Below are 19,442 nucleotides of genomic sequence, written 5' to 3' on the forward strand. Positions count from 1 at the left end.
AAGCATATAAGTTCTTTTTTGAGCTGAAGAAGCTTCATAAAATTCCTTCTCTACAACCTTTTCTATAGGTTCATAGATTTTTATACCACTAGATACAATATTATTATCAACTAACTCTATATACTGGCTGATACCTTTTATGGTTCCAAGTTTAAATACTTCTTTTAAAGGCACTTGCACCCCTAATTCCTTGTGAATTCTTCCTACTAAAGTAGTAGCCTTTAATGAATGTCCACCTAGCTCAAAAAAGTTATCCTTTGTTCCTATTTTCTCTACACCCAGAATATCTCTCCATAGTTCTACTAAAGCTTCTTCTATTTCATTTATTGGAGCTACATATTCAACAGCTATATTTATATTTCCCTGTGGTTTTGGAAGAGCTTTTCTATCTATTTTTCCATTTGGTGATAATGGTATTTTATCTATTTTCACAAAAAAGCTTGGAATCATATAATGTGTAAGCTCTTTTCCTAGAAAATCTTTTAAATTTGAAATTTCCAGTTCAACCTTTGAAACATAGTAGGCACAAAGATATTTTTTATTATCTTTATCTTCCCAATCAACTACTATAGCTTCTTTTATAGAAGGATGCTTCATAATAACTTCTTCTATTTCTCCACATTCAATTCTGAAACCTCTGATTTTCACTTGAGTATCTATTCTTCCAATATACTCAACAGTTCCATCTGAAAGCCATCTGGCTAAGTCTCCAGTTCTATACATCCTTATATTTTCATCAAAAGGACAAGGAATAAATCGCTCTTCAGTTAATTTAGAATTATTTAAATACCCTCTTGTAACACTTTCCCCAGCTAAACAAAGCTCCCCGGGAACCCCAATTGGAGTCGTCTGCATATTATTATCAACAATAAATATCTTATTATTGGCTATAGCTTTTCCAATGATATGTGTATTTTTAGGAGTCATGCCTATATTATAAGTTCCACCGATAGTATTTTCCGTAGGACCGTATTCATTAATAATCACTAAATTAGGATTTAAGCTATTGCTATCATCAATTAAACTACCTTCGGTTTTTTCTGCTGCTAAGGTTATGGTTCTTAAAGACTTTATATCATCTCTACTTGCATTTTCTAAAATAGCTCTATACATAACTGGTACTAATACAGAATTAGTAACTTGTTTTTCCTTAATTACATTTCTAATATAATTAGAATCTTTTCTATTCTGCTCTTCTAATAAAATCATCTTTGAACCAGCTAATAAACTTGAATAAAAACTAGCACCAAATCCATCAAAAGAGAAGGAAAATGTCTGTAAAATTACCTCTTGCTCATTAATATGAAATCTTTTATTTTTCCATAGTATGTAGTTAGCTAAACTTTGATGTTCTACCATAACACCTTTTGGTTTTCCTGTAGAACCGGAAGTAAATATTACATAAACTAAATCTTGAGAAGAATTAATATTTTTTAAGTTATCAATATCACTCTCAATATAATCTTCTTTATTTAATCTAAGTAATTTTCCATTGTACTCTATCTTTGAATTTATATCTTCACTGACAATTAATAAAGCTATACTACCTTCTTCAAGCATATACTGAATTCTAAGCTCCGGATATTCTGGATCTATTGGTAAATAAGCCGCCCCTGCCTTTAAAACTGCAAGTAAAGAGATTACCATTTCTATAGATGGATAAATCATAATTCCAACTATTTGATTTCTTCCTACTCCTTGATTTCTTAATTTTTTAGCCAACTTATTAGCTCTATTATTAAGTTCTTTATAAGTTATAGTAGTTCCTTCATAATCAAAAGCGATGTTATCAGGCGTTCTCATCACTTGTTCTTCAAATAATTGATGAATTGTTTTATCTCTAGGATATTCCTCATAGGTATCATTAAACTCTTCTTGAAGCTTTTTCTTCTCTTCCTGAGATATAATATTTATTTCTGCTAATTTTTGTTCTGGATTTTCAAGAATGCTATCTAAAAGATTTAAATAGTGCATAAGAAAATTTTCAATGGTCTCCCTATTAAATAAATCTGTACAATATTGAAGGCTTAAGGTTAGATTATTATCGTCTTCTAACACCTCAAAGGTTAAATCAAAATTAGTCACATCACTATTAATTCTCTCTTCTATAAATCTAAGCCCAGGTAAACTGATTTCCTCATTATCCATGTTTTGCATTACAAACATAGTATCAAACAAAGGATTTCTGCTTAAATCCATATGAAGATTTAACTTTTCAATTAACTGTTCAAGTGGATAATCTTGATTTTCAAAAGCGCTTATTGAATTTTCCTTAACCTCCTGTAAGAATTCATTAAAAGTTTTATCCATCTTTGGATAGTTTCTTAAAGCAATGGTATTAACAAACATCCCTATGATATCTTTTAAATCTTCATGATTTCTTCCCGCTACTGGAGTACCAACGATTATATCTTCTTGATTTGTGTATCTATATAAAAGTACATTATAGGTAGCAATCAATGTCATAAAGGCTGTTACTCCTGTTTGTTGAGTGAAATTCCTTAAAGCTTTAACTATTTTTTCATCAACTTCTACATAGACTGTGTCTCCCTTAAAGCTTCGAGTTATACCTCTAGGATTATCTGTATAAAGTTCAAGAGTTGGTATCTCCTCACCAAACTGCTTAAGCCAGTATTTTTCTTGCTTTAAGAATTTTGCCTCAGCTTCTTTCGTACTCTGCCAAACTGCAAAATCCTTATATTGGATTCTTAACTCTGGAAGATTAGTTCCTTCATATAGACGTATAAAATCCTTTATTAAAATCCCCATAGATATTCCATCTGAAATAATATGGTGCATATCATAAATGAGTATATGCTTCTCTTCGCTGATTTTAATAACCTTAATTCTTATAAGAGGAGCTTTTGATAAATCAAAAGGCTTAACTGCTTCCTTTAAATAACCTTGAATATCGTCACTTACTCCCTCTTCAAAAGAAATATCTATTTTTGAATCCCTATGAATTCTTTGAACGATTTCTCCATCAATCATTTCAAAGGTACTTCTAAAAGCTTCATGCCTTTTTACAAGATTTTTAAAGGCATCTATCAAGGATTCCTTTTTCAAATTCCCTTCAATAATCAAGACTCCTGACATATTGTAATTGATATTTTCGCCTTCCATCTCATTTAAAATATACATTCTCTTTTGAGACGATGACACTTGGTAAAACTCTTTCTCATCAACTTTATCTATTGTTACAAACCCAGTTTCTTTTGAATCCAAAATCGCCGCTGCTAACTGGCGAATTGTTGTGGCTCTAAATACTTCTCGTAAATATATCTGTATACCAAACTCCTTTTGAATTTTCGAAACCATATTAGCAGCCTTTAATGAATGTCCTCCAAGGTCAAAGAAGTTGTCATCTATTCCTATTTTATTAACACTTAAAACTTCATGCCAAATGGCAACAAGCTTTCTTTCTGTTTCATTGGTTGCTTCAACAAATTCAGCTCCAGTACTTATATTTTTATCAGGACTTGGCAATGCTCTTCTATCAACCTTACCATTCGAAGTCATCGGTATTTTGTCTAAAAATATAAAGTAGGAAGGAATCATGTAGTCTGGAAGAGTTATTGCAAGCTTCTCCCTTATCTCTGAAGTTGTAAATTGAGTTTCTGAAACCAAATATGCACAAAGTAACTTACTTCCGTCCATATCCTCTTTAGCCAAAACAACTGATTCTTTAACTTCTTCTATAGCAGAAAGTGAAACTTCAATTTCAGAAAGTTCTATTCTAAAACCTCTAACCTTTACCTGATGATCAATTCTTCCAAGGTATTCAAGATCTCCATTTGCCATAAGTCTCGCTAAGTCACCAGATCTATATAGCCTTTCCCCTGGCTTATAAGGGTTAATAATAAACTTATCCTTTGTAAGTTGTTCATTATTCAAATAGCCTCGTCCTACACCAAGTCCACCTACACATAATTCACCAGGTACTCCAATAGGTTGAAGTTTTAAATTTTTATCCATTATATACGAAGTAAGAGTAGGAATTGGTTTTCCGATATTAGAAATCCCTGCTTCTATTTCAATATCTGTAATTTCCTTAAATGTAACGTGTACTGTAGTTTCTGTTATACCATACATATTTATAAGCTTAGTATCTTTAAATCTTTTCTTCCATGGCAATAACATTGATGGTTTTAACGCTTCTCCACCAAATATCACATATCTTAAGGATAACTTATAATTATTCTGATAAATATTTTCATCTAGATTATTTGCCCCTTGCCCTGAATAAGTTACATCTTCAACTTCACTATTTTTCTCACTTAAGGCTTCTTCAATAAAACTATAGAAAGCTGTAGGGGTTTGGTTAAGTACTGTTACAGTTTCTTTTTTAACAAGTTTATAGAATTCCCTTGTATCTTGAGCTATAAGTTTAGGCACAACCACAAGCCTTCCTCCATAAAGAAGAGCTCCATACATCTCCCAAACAGAAAAATCAAAGCAGAAGGAATGGAACATAGTCCAAACGTCTTTTTCACTAAAGTCAAATTGCATCCTATCATTAAATAAAAGCCTTACAACATTTCTGTGGCTAATCATAACTCCTTTTGGTTTTCCAGTTGTTCCAGAGGTATATATAACATAAGCTAAATCATCAGGATCATTAACATCCTTTAAGTTGCTTTCAGAATAATCACCAGTCTTTATTTCATCTATAAATATTTCTTTTCCTTGAAATTCGATTTCTTTCCCTAGTGATTCTTTTACAATCATAAATTCAGTGCCGCTATTTTCTAAAATATATTGAATTCTTTCTGGTGGATAAGAAGGATCTATTGGCAAATATGCCGCTCCAGACTTTAAGACACCGATGGCTGCTTCAACTATTTCTTCTGATCTTTCAAGGACAACAGCTACTAACTGATTTCTTTTTACCTGTGATTGTACTAAAAAATCTGCTATTTTATTTGCATTACCATTAAGTTCTCTATAGGATATTTTTTTATCTTCAAAGGAAACAGCTATATTTTCAGGAGTCTCCTTAACTTGTTCTTCAAAAATTTGTTTCATGGTTTTATCCACTGGATACATTGCTGAATCATCATTAAATCCATAGAGAATTGTTTCTTTTTCATCCTCAGATAATATATTTAAATCTTTAATAGCTTTATTTGAATCTAGAACTATTTCTTCTAGCAAATTAAAATAGTGCTTTAAGAATCTCTCCATAGTTTGTTTTTCAAATATTTTTGTACAATACTCTAATTCAAACTCAATAGCGTCATCATTTTCATTTGCTTCTAGGGAGATAAAGAACTTAGATACATTATTCTTAAACTCCATAGGTGAAACTTTAAATTCACCAACATTAATTTCTTCCTTCTCCATACTTTGAAGGGTAAATACTACGTCAAATAAAGGATTTCTACTTAAATCTCTTTTACTATTTAAATTATCTATTAAGAATTCTAATGGATAATCTTGATTTTCAACAGCCTCAATAGAAGTATTCTTAACCTCATTTAAAAATTCTGTGAAACTCTTATTATCTTCTGGGAAGTTCCTTAAAGCTAGAGTATTTACAAAAAGTCCTACAATATTATCAAGGCCTTCATAACTTCTACCAGCAACCGGTGAGCCTACTACAATATCCTCAGCTCCTGAATATTTATGTAAAAGAACATTATAAGCTGACAGCAGAAGCATATATAAGGTAACACCCTTTTCCTTTGTTAACTTTATAAGCTCTTCCTTTAATTGTCCTTGGATTTTGTCAGTTATCCTATCACCTTCAAAGCTTTGATTAATTGGTAATGGATAATCTGTTGGTATATCTACTACTGGTATTTCGTCATTAAATTTATTAATCCAATAGTCCTTTTGCTTTTTAAAATATTCTGTAGTAAGTAATGAATTTTGCCATGCTGCAAAATCCTTGTATTGTATTTGTAGTTTACTAGGATTATTAGCATTATAATAATCTTTAAAATCCCTAATTAATACGTTCATAGATATCCCATCTGAAATAATATGATGCATATCAATAAATAGTACATACTTTAATTCATCTATTTTAATCAAAGCTATTCTCATTAATGGACCTTTACTTAAGTCGAAAGGTTTGATTAGCTTCTCAATATTTTCTTCTATCTGATGTTCACCGCAAGAAAACTGTTCAAGGTGAATTCTTATATATTTGTGAATTCTTTGAACAGGTTGTCCTTCCACATATTCAAAAGTAGTTCTTAAAGCTTCATGCCTTGTTACTAAAGAATCAATTGCCAAATAAATTTTTTCTTTATCTATCTTTCCTTCTAACAGGAAGGCTTCTGGCATATTGTAAGCAGTGGCGTCTTCATTAAGCTGATTAATTACAAACAGTCTCTTTTGAGCTGAAGACACTTCATAAAATTCTTGTTCTGGTACAGGCTTTATTTCTTCAAATTGAGCATTTTTATCTTTTCCATCTATAAAGTTTGCCATTTCTCTGATTGTAGGTGCACTAAATAATTGGTTTAAGGAAATACTCTTATTTAGCTCACTGTTGATTTTTGAAATCAATCTTATAGCAAGTAGAGAATGTCCTCCTAAATCAAAGAAGTTATCTGTTACCCCTATCTTTTCTGTAGCTAATATTTTCTGCCATATATCAACTAATTGACTTTCTGTTTCACTTTCTGCAGCTACATATTCCTTTGACAAATCAAGTATACTTTCTGGTTTTGGTAAAGATTTTCTATCAATCTTACCACTGATAAGCAGTGGAAGTTCTTCTAGTTGTATGAAATATGTTGGAACCATGTACTCTGGTAAATATCCTAGAATGTAATTCTTAAGCTCTATAGCTTCTACATTTCTAGTAGCTGAGAAGTATGCACAAAGATATTTAGCACCATTTTGGTCTTCTAAATCAATTACTACTGCATCTTTTATAGCCTCAAAATCTGCTAATCTGCTTTCGATTTCTCCTAGCTCAATTCTAAGTCCTCTGATTTTTACTTGGAAATCATTTCTTCCTATAAATTCTATATTGCCATCTGATAGCCATCTTCCAAGGTCACCAGTTTTATATAATCTTTCTGCAGAGCCTTCTATAAAAGTATCCTTAAAGAATGATGCATTTGTTCTCTTTTCATCATTTATATATCCTCTTCCAACACCAATACCAGCAACGCAGATTTCTCCAACTACACCCTCTGGGCATAATCTCATATCCTTATCTACTATGTAGATTCTCATATTCGTTACAGGCTTACCTGTAGGAATATTTATATAGTTTTCTGGTAATTTGTCCATTATAAATTGAGTAACGTCGTCAGAAGCTTCCGCTGGACCATAAGCGTTAACCATTTTTATACCAGGGAACAACTCAAACCATCGCTTAATAACCTGTGGTTTTACTGCTTCACCAGTGATGATTAAATACTTTAAATTTTCAAGAGTTAATTTACTTTCTTCTAAGTAATCCATCATTACCATAAGATATGATGGTACTACCTCAAGTAAAGTCACTTGATCTTTTATTATGCTGTCTGTAAATTCTTCTGGATTTAATATCATGTCATTAGGATAAATTGCTGTAGTTCCTCCTAAAGCAAGGGCTCCAAAGAACTGCCACACTGAAATATCAAAACATTGATTTGCATTTTGAGCAAACACTAAATTTGTATCAAGATTTAATTCATCTCTTTCTGCAAATATGTGATTAAGCATACCCATGTGTTCTATCATTACTCCCTTTGGTTTTCCTGTTGAACCAGAAGTAAATAAAACATAAGCAAGGTTATTTTGTGCTATCTCTATATTTAAATTTTCAGCTTCTTCTTCAAGAATTTTATCTTCAACTAAATCAACGCAGATTATATTTCCTTTGTAGTTTGCCTTAAACTCTTCATCTATATATTCTGATTTAGTTATCACATAATTAGCCTTTGAATCTTCTAATATTCCAAGTTTTCTTTGAATTGGATAATTAGTATCTACTGGTATGTACGCTCCCCCAGCTTTCCAAATACCCATTACTGATTCTATAAACAATGGTGAACGTTCTAGCATTACTACTACAAGACTTTCCACATCCACACCTTGTTTTCTCAAATATCTAGCTACTTTGTTTGCCTTTATATTTAACTGACTATATGATATTTTTTCATCTTTAAAAATTACTGCAGTTTTGTCTTTATCTTTTACTGCATTTTCTTCGAATAATTGTGGCAATGTTTTGCTGAAATCATAATGTGTTTTTATGGCAATCTCATTGTCTGATACTTTGGATTCTTCTGTTCTATCAGAAAGCATTTCTACATTATTGAATCCGAAAAGTAATTTTTCTTTTTCTTCCTTTGTTAATATTTCTATGTTTCCTACTAAAACTTCTGGATTAGCACCTACTATTTTAGCTACAGTTCTAAAATGGCCTTCAATTGATTTTACAAATTCACTGTCATATACAGCGCTATTGTATCCAATTTGAACAACTGTATTTTCACCTGGAAGTATATCTATATTAAAATCATAATTTGTTTGTTCAAAGTTCTGTACATTACTTATTTCAAGACCTAGATACTTACATATCTCAAGGCCTCCTATAAATTCATCTAAAGGATAATCTTCTATAACTAAAATATTGTCCATAAGATTTTGTTTTAAATCTGTTTGCGCTTGTATATCCGCTAATGAACAATATTCATAGCTTTGAGCGTTAATAGAATCTTCATGAATCTTTCCTACTAACTCTTTAAAACTCATAGTTTTTGAATTCTTAACATACACAGGCACTGTATTGATGAATAATCCCATCATCTCTTCTATTCCTGGAACTTCTGCTGGTCTTCCTGCCACTACAAGTCCAAAAACAGCTTCCTCTGTATTGTTATATCTTTGTAGAATGATTCCCCAAATTCCTTGGTAAACAGTATTCACTGGAACATTTGAAGCAAGAGCTACAGCCTTCAAATCCTCTATAAGCTTTTTATCAAGGTTAAAGTTAAATTCCTTAGAAAGATATTTTTCTTCCTTACTTTTTACTGCAGACTTTGGAATACAAGTCTCATTTTCACAGCCTTCAAAGCGTTTTTTCCAGAAATTAAGTGCTTCTTTTGTATCCTGCTTTTTAAGCCAATTGATATAATTGCTAAACGGATACGCTTCTTCTACTTCTACAGGAAGTTTTTCTTTTATCGTCTTATAATTATCAAAAACATCTCTTACGATTATTCCTAGACACCATCCATCCATAATTATGTGGTGATGACTCCATATGATTTTATAAGTATCCTCAGCTGTCTTAAGTATTGATACTCTCATCAATATATCTTTTTGCAAATCAAAGCCTTTTTTTCTATCCTCTGCTTTAAAAGCTTCTATATATTGTTCCTTTTCTTCCTCTTGAAAATTCACTATATCCTCAAAATGAATTTTCATTCTTCTTTCTTTTAAAACAATCTGTATTGGTTCATCTATGTTACTATATTTAAATATTGTTCTTAATACATCATATTTTGCTATAAGTGAATTAAAGCTTTCTTCAAATAGTTCTACAGAAAAGTCTCCTTTTATATCAAAGGACATCTGCTCAAAATATGCTTCCGATTCATTATCCATTAATGCATGAAATAGCATTCCTTGTTGCATAGGCGTTAGGGGGTATATTTTTTTTATTACAGGTTTTTTCTTCATAAAAGCCTCCTAATGTTCTATTTTTTATCTTCGATCTCATCATTAAGTTTTATTTCATCAACTTTTCAAATTTAATAATTTTTGGTAATAGTGTAGATAGATTTTTAGACTCACCAATGAAATAGCTTTTCGCTATACCATCAATGATGTTTTTAGAAAAATTTTCACTTTTTAGAATTAAAGATTTTGTATATTAAAATAGCTAGCTGACTGTATATGCTGTGATATGCACTCTTTAATTTAATATAAAAAACGTTAATTAAAAATAATGCATATCACTTTCTATATTTCAACTAGCAATTTACACCTTTTACTATAGAGTTTCTAAATTAAAATTACTATAATAAGTTTCATTATTGAAGCTACATACAAAAGCCTATGGACATATTAGAAACCTATAAAGCTTATTTATTGAACCATATATTTACAACAAAAAGAAGTTTGTATTATACAGTTTCTTCAATTTTACTTTCAATAGCAATTCCATATTCACTATTACTTAAAAATTCTATAATAGATTTTTCTAGTATTTTGCAACCTTCTTCAAGAACATCCATTTCAATATTTAGTGGCGGCATTATCTTTACTACAACATCTTCACGACCTGCTCTTTCAATAATAAGATTATTGTCGAAGCATCTTGTTACTATTTCTTTCGAAGATTTTTCTCCACCTAATAATGAAAAATCAATTCCCCAAATCATACCTATCCCTCTTATATCAAAGTCCTTATGAAGAGGTTTTATTCTTTCATTAAGGAAGTTCTTAATAAATTCTTCTCTTTCTTTTGTACCTTTGTCCATATTTGTATTTTCTCTATACTCTAAAGCTGCAGTAGCTGCAACAAATGCCATTTGATTTCCCCTAAAAGTTCCGTTATGTTCACCTGGAGTCCATATATCAAGTTCAGGCTTTAACAATAACAATGACATTGGTAATCCATAACCACTTATTGACTTGGATAACACCACCATATCTGGTACAATTCCAGCTCTTTCAAAGGAGAAAAACTCGCCAGTTCTTCCACAACCAACTTGAATATCGTCACAAATTAGTAAAATGTCATGCTTATTACATAATTCACTTAAGCTTCTAAGCCATTCAACAGATGTAACATTGATTCCACCTTCTGCTTGTGTTGTTTCTACAATAATTGCTGCTGGTTTCTCAATACCAGAATGATCATCGGTTAATATAGTTTCTATATATTGTATTGTATCAATATTGCCCATGCATCCAACTGGATATGGTATGAATGTTACATTATCTAATGGTACTCCTGCACCTTGTCTACTTCCTATACCACTAGTGGCAGCAAGGCTTCCCATTGACATGCCGTGGAATGCACCCATAAAAGAAAAAATATTGGTTCTCTTTTTTACTTTTCTTGCTAACTTTAAAGCTGCTTCTACAGCATTTGTCCCAGTCGGACCGCAAAATTGTAACTTATAATTTAAATCTCTAGGTGTCAGGATAGAATCAACAAATTTTTGTATAAATTCTCTTTTTGCTTTAGTGTACATATCTAATCCATGAGTAATAGCGTCAGATTGAATATAATTAATTAATCTTTCTTTTATATATCCATTATTATGCCCATAATTTAACGCTCCTGCTCCAGCGAAAAAATCAATATATTCTTCCCCTGATTCATTAAAAAGTTTTGCTCCTTTAGCTTTGTGAAAAACTTCTGGAAAAGTCCTACAATAAGATTTGACATTAGATTCAACTGAATTAAATAACTCCATAGTATCTCTCCTCAATAATAATTATTAAATTAATTTTTACTAGAAATATGTACTTCTTTTTACTGAATTTATTACGATAACCTCAGCCTTTTAAAGCATTTCTACTATTTTATTTGACTGTGAATTAGTCCGCAATACATCCCTTCTCTCCCTATTAATTCATTATGATTTCCTTCTTCAACAACGCGTCCACCATCGATAACAAATATTTTGTCAGCATTTTTTATTGTAGATAATCTATGCGCAACTACAATCACTGTCTTACCTTTCATTAATGATTCTAATGCCATCTTTATTTTCTGTTCATTTTCTGTATCAAGAGCTGAAGTGGCTTCATCCAATAAAATAATTGGAGAATTCTTCAAAAAAGCTCTTGCAATAGCAATTCGCTGTCTTTGTCCCCCAGAAATATTTTTGCCACCCTCTTCCACAATAGTGTCATAACCATTCGGTAGAGTTTCGATGAAGTCATGAACATTTGCACTCTTTGCTGCATTGTATATCTCTTCATCTGTAGCATCATATCTACCATATCTAATGTTTTCCTTTATGGTATCTGAAAAAAGATATGACTCTTGTGGTACATAAGCGATACTATCTCTTATTTCCTCAAAACTATATTCATATAAGCTTTTACCATATAAATTAATAGCCCCTTCGTTTGCTGTATAAAAACCTAATATCAGCTTTAATAAAGTACTTTTGCCACCACCACTAGGGCCAACAAAAGCAACAGTATTACCTTTGCTAATTGTCAAGGATATTTTATCTAGAACATTATCTATTCCATTATAGCTATAAACAGTATCTTTAAATTCGATAACGGGACTTATATCACTGATTAATTCAGACTTTACTCTGTAAGCTTCTTCATCCATATCTAAAAGTTCAAATATTCTACCTGCTGAAGCTAAAGAAATCTGTAAAGTTGAAAAACATCTTCCAACACTAAGAAATGCATCACTGATATTTAACTGAAGTTGAACAATAGCTGCTAATGTTGCAAATTCAATTTCACCTCTTATAACCATAATAGTTCCAATTATCAAAGAACCAGCAAAACCAATCATACTTAGAAAAAAGTTTGTTCCTTCAAGTACTGCTGTCTTATTAACTCTCTCTATAGCTAATCCTGTAACTTCATTATTATATTTAATGAATCTTTTCTTAACTATATTCTCAGTTTTGAACATTTTTACTATAAAAAATCCAGCTAATTGATCAGTAAATCTTTCTGTCAATAATCCATTATGGGTTTGTATCTTATCACTTAGATTACGTATTGGTTCTGCAAACCTCATATTTATAACTGATAGTAAAAGTCCAAGTCCAAGAAGAGCTAAAGTTATCTTCCAATCCATTAAAAACATTATTACTGCCGAACCTATACCTAAAACAGCAGTAGTTATAATTTCTCTTAATCCTTCTGTAAAGGCCTTTTCTGCTAACAGTGTATCATTATTAAAACGTGAGATTATATTTCCGCTATGATTCTTATCAAAATACTCTATAGGCAATTTTTGTATCTTATCAAATACTTCTTTCTTAATTTCTACCATTGTAGTTCTTACTGCTTTTTTATAGTAGTAGAAAAATATAGGTAAAAAAATCACTAGCAGCAATACTGTACTTCCTATAAGCTTCAATGATTGAAAAATAATGCTCATATTTCCTTCGTCAGCAGCCTGTACTAAATCCTTAAGCACAAAGGCCAAAATTATGTATATTATCGCGTTTCCTATGCCTTGTCCAAATAAACCTATTAAGTAAGATTTCATTCTAGGTTTCATATACGACATAAGTCGCTTAAACTCATTAATTCCTATCAACTTGAACATCTTCTTTTTTCTCCCTACTATTTTTATCAGCTTTTTCATTTATCTGACCTTTATATAATTGCCTATACAGGTCACTTTTTTCTAAAAGCTCTTGGTGAGTACCTCTTCCAACTATTTTTCCTTTATCAAGAACAATAATCTCATCAGCTTTCTTTATAGTAGATAATCTATGTGCTATTACTATCACTGTCTTATTTTTTGTGATTCGTTCCAAAGACTCTTGTACAAGAATCTCAGAATGTGTATCTAAAGCTGAGGTAGGTTCATCTAAAAGTAGAATAGGAGAATCCTTTAAGATGGCTCTAGCTATTGCTATTCTCTGTTTTTGTCCCCCTGATAAACTGTTGCCTCTTTCCCCGATAATACTGTTATAACCTTCTGGAAGCTTTTCAATAAATTCATGAGCATTAGCTGCCGTTGAAGCATCAATAATATCCTTCATAGCTACATTTTCTATTGAATAAGATATATTTTCAGCTACGGTACTTGGTAATAGGTATATATCCTGAGAAACTAAAGAAATATTTGATCTAACTTCTTTTAAATTTAATCCTGTCAGTGGCTTATCCCATAATTTTATTTGCCCATGACTTACTTCATAAAAGCCACAAATAAGTTTAATTATTGTACTTTTTCCACTCCCACTTGATCCAACTAAAGCTGTTGTTTTACCCTTTTGAATTTCGAAACTTAAACCATCTAATACAACCTTGCCCTCATCATATGAGAATTTAATATTCTCAAACTTAATAGGATGTTCTAAAGAAGTTTTATCTATAGAAAGTCCGCCTTCTCTTTCTATATCTTGATCCAATATTTCAAATAAATGAGCTGATACTGCTATAAAACTTTTATAATCGGTAATTATTTTTGGAAGTACCCCTGCTGAGTTTGCAAGAAAATCTAATAGATATATAAATGAAAGTAGATTTTCTGGTCTTATTTCCCCCTTAATTGAAAGATATCCACCATAAACAATACTGACTATAATCGGAACAATGCTCAATACTGTTCCTATAGATACAAGTAAAGAATTTATCTTCTCTATCTTTAGGCTTTTAAATAATGTGATATCCAATAATCTTTCATATTTGCTAAACAACTTTTTATAAAGATTGTAGGTCTTTACCAAGTATATTCCATTTACATTATCCTGATAAACTGAGTTAACCTTCGCAATATCCTTTTGTAACTCACTAATCTTTCTTTTTATTGGATTTGTTATTACAAAAGTTAGTAATAAAGCAATTACCATGGTTATTGCACTTACCAGTAACAACTTCCAATTTATCCTTATAAGAAGAATGAAAGCTCCAATAAAAAGTAATGGATGATATATAAAGTTACGTAAGTTATTCTCAAAGAACTCTTGCAATATAGCAATATTATTAGTAAGTCTTGATACAATCTCACCAGTATGATTTTTTTCAATATAACGAATATTTATCTTCTCTATGTGATTATATATACTACTCCTTATGTCTCTTATAATATATAAACTAAAACGTCCAGATGTATATTTCTCAAAATAGCTAGCGATTACCCCTAAAACAGTAATTGCAATCATTATATAAACATACTGATATGCACTATTACTATCGCCTTCTCTTAAGCTTTGCACTAAATCTGTAATAGCTTGTGATTGATAAAGATGAATCCCTACCAAAGCTAAGGACATCACTGTACTTATAAGTAAGAAATACCAATAAGGCTTCGCATATTTTACCATTCTTTTAATGGTGCCAAAGGAATTAATATCCTTCTCATTTACATTCTGTTTAGTTTGCATTATTCTTCTCCTGATTTATAAATCCTACTATTGGCTATTCTATAGGATTTCTATATTTTGAAATCACCGTTGCCATACTTAGCTTTTCTTAGCTAATATTCACCTGATTGTGCTAGCTATTGTATTTTATAAAATACATATTTCAAAACTATAAATTTTTAAGTATTAAATCTTAAACTAAATTCTTTACTGTTTTTCAAACTTAACTAGCACAATAGGTTAATAAATAAGTTTACTTATAACTAAGATTGTTTAATTGACAAATCAATTTCTTCTGCAATTTTTGAGGCATTTTCCCCTTTAACAATAGTAAAGTGATTAGCATCAATTTCATGATAACTATTGAAAGGCTTTTCAAAGTATATATCCCAACCTTCACTGTTACTACCATCATCAGATTTTGCACTAAAGTAATTAATATCAGACTTAACTTTTGCTGTTGGAACATATGTCATAGCAGCATTTATCATTGTTCTTACAATGTTTACTGATCTAATAAGTTCATCAAGGTCACAATTTTCAAAGTTCTCAACTAAAGCAGCAATATGTTTTGGTATTAATAATTTAAGTTCCTTTAATTGATTCTCTGATTTTATTTCTTCCTTCAAGTACTTCATAGCCATAAGCCATATATTCTCAACGTCACTTGATTTGTTTATTTCCTTTATTATCTCCTTATTAGCTATAAGGGATTTAATAAATTCTTTTTCTTCTTTTGCAGTTATTCCTTTAAGTCGTCTTGCATATTTAGGTTCTGGTGACATGCTATCAATCATTGCAAAATAGCCTATAGTTTCATTTGCTTCCTCAAGCTGTCTCACTATTTCAAAGGCTATACTTCCACCAATACTCCAACCTACTATATTATAAGTTCCTGATGGTTGAACTTTTTTCATAAAGCTTATGTATTTTGAAGCAATGCTTTCAATGGTTCTATCCTCTGGTGCATATCCACTAAGCTTATCTGCTCTTATTCCCCATACTTTAGAATCAGTAGTTAACCTTGTAGTTAAATCTATATAACCACCGATTTCTCCGCTTCCATCGTGAATGAAGAATAATCCGTTATCTTGGATATTGCCATCCTTAAGTAGCATACATCCTTTGTTAGACTCATCAGATACCCTTGTTTCAGAACCTCTATGATTTTCAGCATTTGCTACTAGAATATTCACAACCTTTGTAAGTTCTCGTGCAGTAGGATTTTTGAATATTTCTGCAAAGGATATACTTACGTTAAATTCTCTATTTATTTTAAACATAAGCTCTGTTGCCTTTAAAGAATATCCGCCTATCTCAAAGAAATTATCAGTAACTCCCATTTCTTCTATTCCAAGAACCTGCTTCCAAAGTTCTACCATAATCTTTTCTTCTGAAGTTTTTGGTTCCTCATGAATTAGTTCCTTAACCACTTCATATGGTGCTGGTAAAGCCTTTCTGTCAACCTTATCGTTGGAGGTCATTGGTATAGTATCTAGTTTTATAAAGAAAGACGGTATCATGTATTCTGGTAAATCTTCTAGAAGATATTCTCTTAACTCTGATGTATTAAATGTTTCTTCTGATACATAATAAGCACAAATTACTTTTTCACCATTCTTAAGTTCTTTGTCTACTACAGTTACTTTCTTTATTCCTTCATGGGCTATTAATTTATTCTCGATTTCTCCAAGCTCTATTCTGTAGCCTCTTATCTTAACTTGATAATCTATTCTTCCTAAGAATTGAATGTTTCCATCTGGCAGCCATCTTCCAAGGTCTCCAGTTCTATATAGTCTTTCATTAGGAACTGCAATTGTTTCTATAAACTTTTCAGCTGTTAACTCTGGTCTATTTAAATATCCTCTAGCAAGACCATCTCCAGCTACGCAGATTTCTCCAACTACTCCTATTGGTGCTAAAGCTCCTGCTTTATCAAGTATATAGATTCTTGTATTAGTTATCGGCTTACCTATTGGTATTATCCCATTATCAAGCTCAGCTTCTGCCTTCCATGCAGTAGCACATACTGTGGTTTCTGTAGGTCCATAAGCATTTACATATTCAAAATCTTTTTTCCAATTTTCTAAAAGCTCTGGATTTGTAGCAGAACCTGCTGTTATAACCATTCTTAAGGTCTTTAACTTTTCTTTATCAAGGTTTTCTAAATAAGTTGGTGGAAGAGTTGCTATAGTTACTCCTGTGCTATTTAAGTAATCCTCAAATTTTCTACTGTCATTGATAGTGTCCTTAGATACCATTACTAAGGTTGCTCCATTATGCAGTGCCATAAAGATTTCCCAAACTGATGCATCAAAGGAACTACTTGCAAATTGAATTACTGTATCCTTTTCTGTTACCTTGAATTCCTTTTGGAAGAAGGCTTTTAAGTTTGCTACTCCAGTATGTTCAAGCATTACGCCTTTTGGCTTTCCTGTAGATCCAGAAGTATAAATCACATAAGCTAAATTCTCTGCTGTGGTTATTGGCTCTAAATTAGTATCTTCAAACTTATTAGTGGAATCTACTTTATCAAAGTTTTCAGTAATAGCATCAACTATATCTAAGACTTGTCCCTCAAAACGTAAACCTGAGATCTTATATTCATCATTAGTATCACCGTTATTCGGATTTTTCTCAGTAAATTCTAGTTTTAAATCTTCCATTTCTAAACCAGAATCTTCTCTGTAGCGTTCGTCTACAGACTTATCCTTTGCAACTGTAATACCCTTTAATAACGACTTATCACATAACAGTACTTTTGCTCCACTATCCTTAAGCATATATTCTTTTCTTCCCTCAGGATATGTTGGGTCAATTGGCAGGTAAGCTCCTCCTGCTTTTAATACTCCCAGAATTCCTACTATCATCTCTATTGATCTTTCAATCATTATTGCAACAATAGTTTCACCTTGAACTCCTACTTCTCTAAGGTTTCTTGCTAGAATATTAGCCTTTTTATTTAATTCTTCATAAGTGACTTCAGTATCCTCAAAGATTAACGCTATCTTATCTGGATTTTTCATAACCTCTTCTTCAAAGATTTCTTGGATAGTTGAAGTTGACTTATAAGCTTCCTTTGTTTCATTGAAATCTACTAATAGCTTCTGCTTTTCTTTCTCAAGGATTATGTCTATCCTATCTAAAGTTTCCTCTGGATTATCTACTATTTTTTCAAGAAGGTTTAAATAATGTTCTGCAAGATTTTCTATTGTTTCCTTCTTAAATAATTTAGTGCTATATTCTAAGTTAAATATAATTTCATCAGCTGATTCTTCTGCTATCATCGTCATATCGAACTTAGATATATTGCTTTCAACGCCTAAAGCTTTAACTTTTAAGCCTCCTGCTTCAATTTCTTCAGCTTCAACTTCCTCAGTTCCTGTGTTTTGCATAACAAACATCACATCAAATAATGGATTTCTGCTTAAATCTCTTCTTACATCAAGATTTTCTATAAGCTCTTCAAACTGATAATCTTGGTTTGCAAAAGCATTAAGGGAGTTAATTTTAACTTCTTCTAAGAATTCCTTGAAGGTAGCATTTCCTCTTGGATTATTTCTCATAGCTAAAGTATTTACAAACATTCCCACGATATCTTGAAGATCATTATGTGGTCTTCCTGCTGTAGGTAGTCCTACAATAATGTCCTCTTGACTTGTGTATTTGTAAAGAAGTACGTTATAGGCTGCCATAAGCGTCATATACATTGTAGTTCCAGTTTTAAGTGCTAGCTTATTAAGTCTTTCTTTTAGCTGTTTATCAGCTATGAATGCTATAGTATCTCCCTCAAAGGTCTTTATTGCTGGTCTATTGTAATCTGTTGGCAGATTTAGAACAGATATTTCGTCCTTGAACTTATCTAGCCAATATTCCTTTTGTTTGTCCATTATGCCTTTTTCAAACAATTCATTTTGCCATACTGCAAAATCCTTATATCGAAGCTTAAGTTCTAGTAGTTCTTCGTCATTGTAAAGTCTGATGAATTCTCTTAAGATTATTCCTCTTGAAACACCATCAGATATTATGTGATGTTTATCATACATAAGTAAATACTTGTTTTCTGATATTTCCATTACTCCTACTCTTATCAAAGGAGCCTTGCTTAAATCAAAAGCTTTAACAAATTCATTGCCTATAGTTCTTAAAAGCTTATCACTTTCTGGACTCTTTAAATCAATAGTACCTTTAGTTTCTATCTTTATCACTTCAAACTCTACATTTTCTTCTACCTTTTGTACTGGTACACCATCTTGTAATAAGAAAGAGGTTCTTAAAGCCTCATGTCTTTCAACTAAAGCTTTAAATACATTTTCAAGTTTTTCAATGTCTAAAGTTCCTTCTACTATATAAGCTGCAGGCATATTGTAGTTTGTACTTTCTTTATCAAACTGACTTAAAGTATATACTCTCTTTTGTGCAGAAGACATTGGATATACTTCCATCTTTTCTGCT

At 31.4% G+C, this 19,442-nt stretch carries 5 protein-coding genes (1 of these 5 only partly in view); all 5 read right to left on the reverse strand.

Features of this window, described 5'->3' with window-relative positions:
- Nucleotides 1-9,633, reverse strand: partial view of a non-ribosomal peptide synthetase gene (locus CLOCEL_RS12400; RefSeq protein WP_013291765.1) — the beginning only. 19,944 nt of this gene lie to the left of the window's left edge; 9,633 of the gene's 29,577 nt are visible here — the first part of the coding sequence; its start codon is at nucleotides 9,631-9,633; its stop codon lies off the left edge, out of view.
- A gap of 446 nt (nucleotides 9,634-10,079) precedes the next feature.
- The gene (ectB, locus tag CLOCEL_RS12405) at nucleotides 10,080-11,381 is read right to left on the reverse strand and encodes a diaminobutyrate--2-oxoglutarate transaminase (RefSeq protein WP_010077592.1); all 1,302 of its coding nucleotides are present in this window, start codon (nucleotides 11,379-11,381) and stop codon (nucleotides 10,080-10,082) included.
- Between the two features lie 104 nt (nucleotides 11,382-11,485).
- Entirely contained in the window at nucleotides 11,486-13,219 is a 1,734-nt protein-coding gene (locus CLOCEL_RS12410; RefSeq protein ID WP_010077593.1) for an ABC transporter ATP-binding protein, read from the reverse strand.
- Nucleotides 13,197-15,008, reverse strand: coding sequence for an ABC transporter ATP-binding protein (locus CLOCEL_RS12415; protein WP_010077594.1), 1,812 nt, complete (start codon nucleotides 15,006-15,008; stop codon nucleotides 13,197-13,199). Before CLOCEL_RS12415 ends, CLOCEL_RS12410 begins: the two co-directional genes overlap by 23 nt.
- A gap of 242 nt (nucleotides 15,009-15,250) precedes the next feature.
- Nucleotides 15,251-19,432, reverse strand: a complete 4,182-nt coding sequence (locus CLOCEL_RS22015; protein WP_341271465.1) for an amino acid adenylation domain-containing protein — start codon at nucleotides 19,430-19,432, stop codon at nucleotides 15,251-15,253.
- Nucleotides 19,433-19,442: the final 10 nt, after the last annotated feature.

Source organism: Clostridium cellulovorans 743B (assembly GCF_000145275.1).
Taxonomy (GTDB): domain Bacteria; phylum Bacillota; class Clostridia; order Clostridiales; family Clostridiaceae; genus Clostridium_K; species Clostridium_K cellulovorans.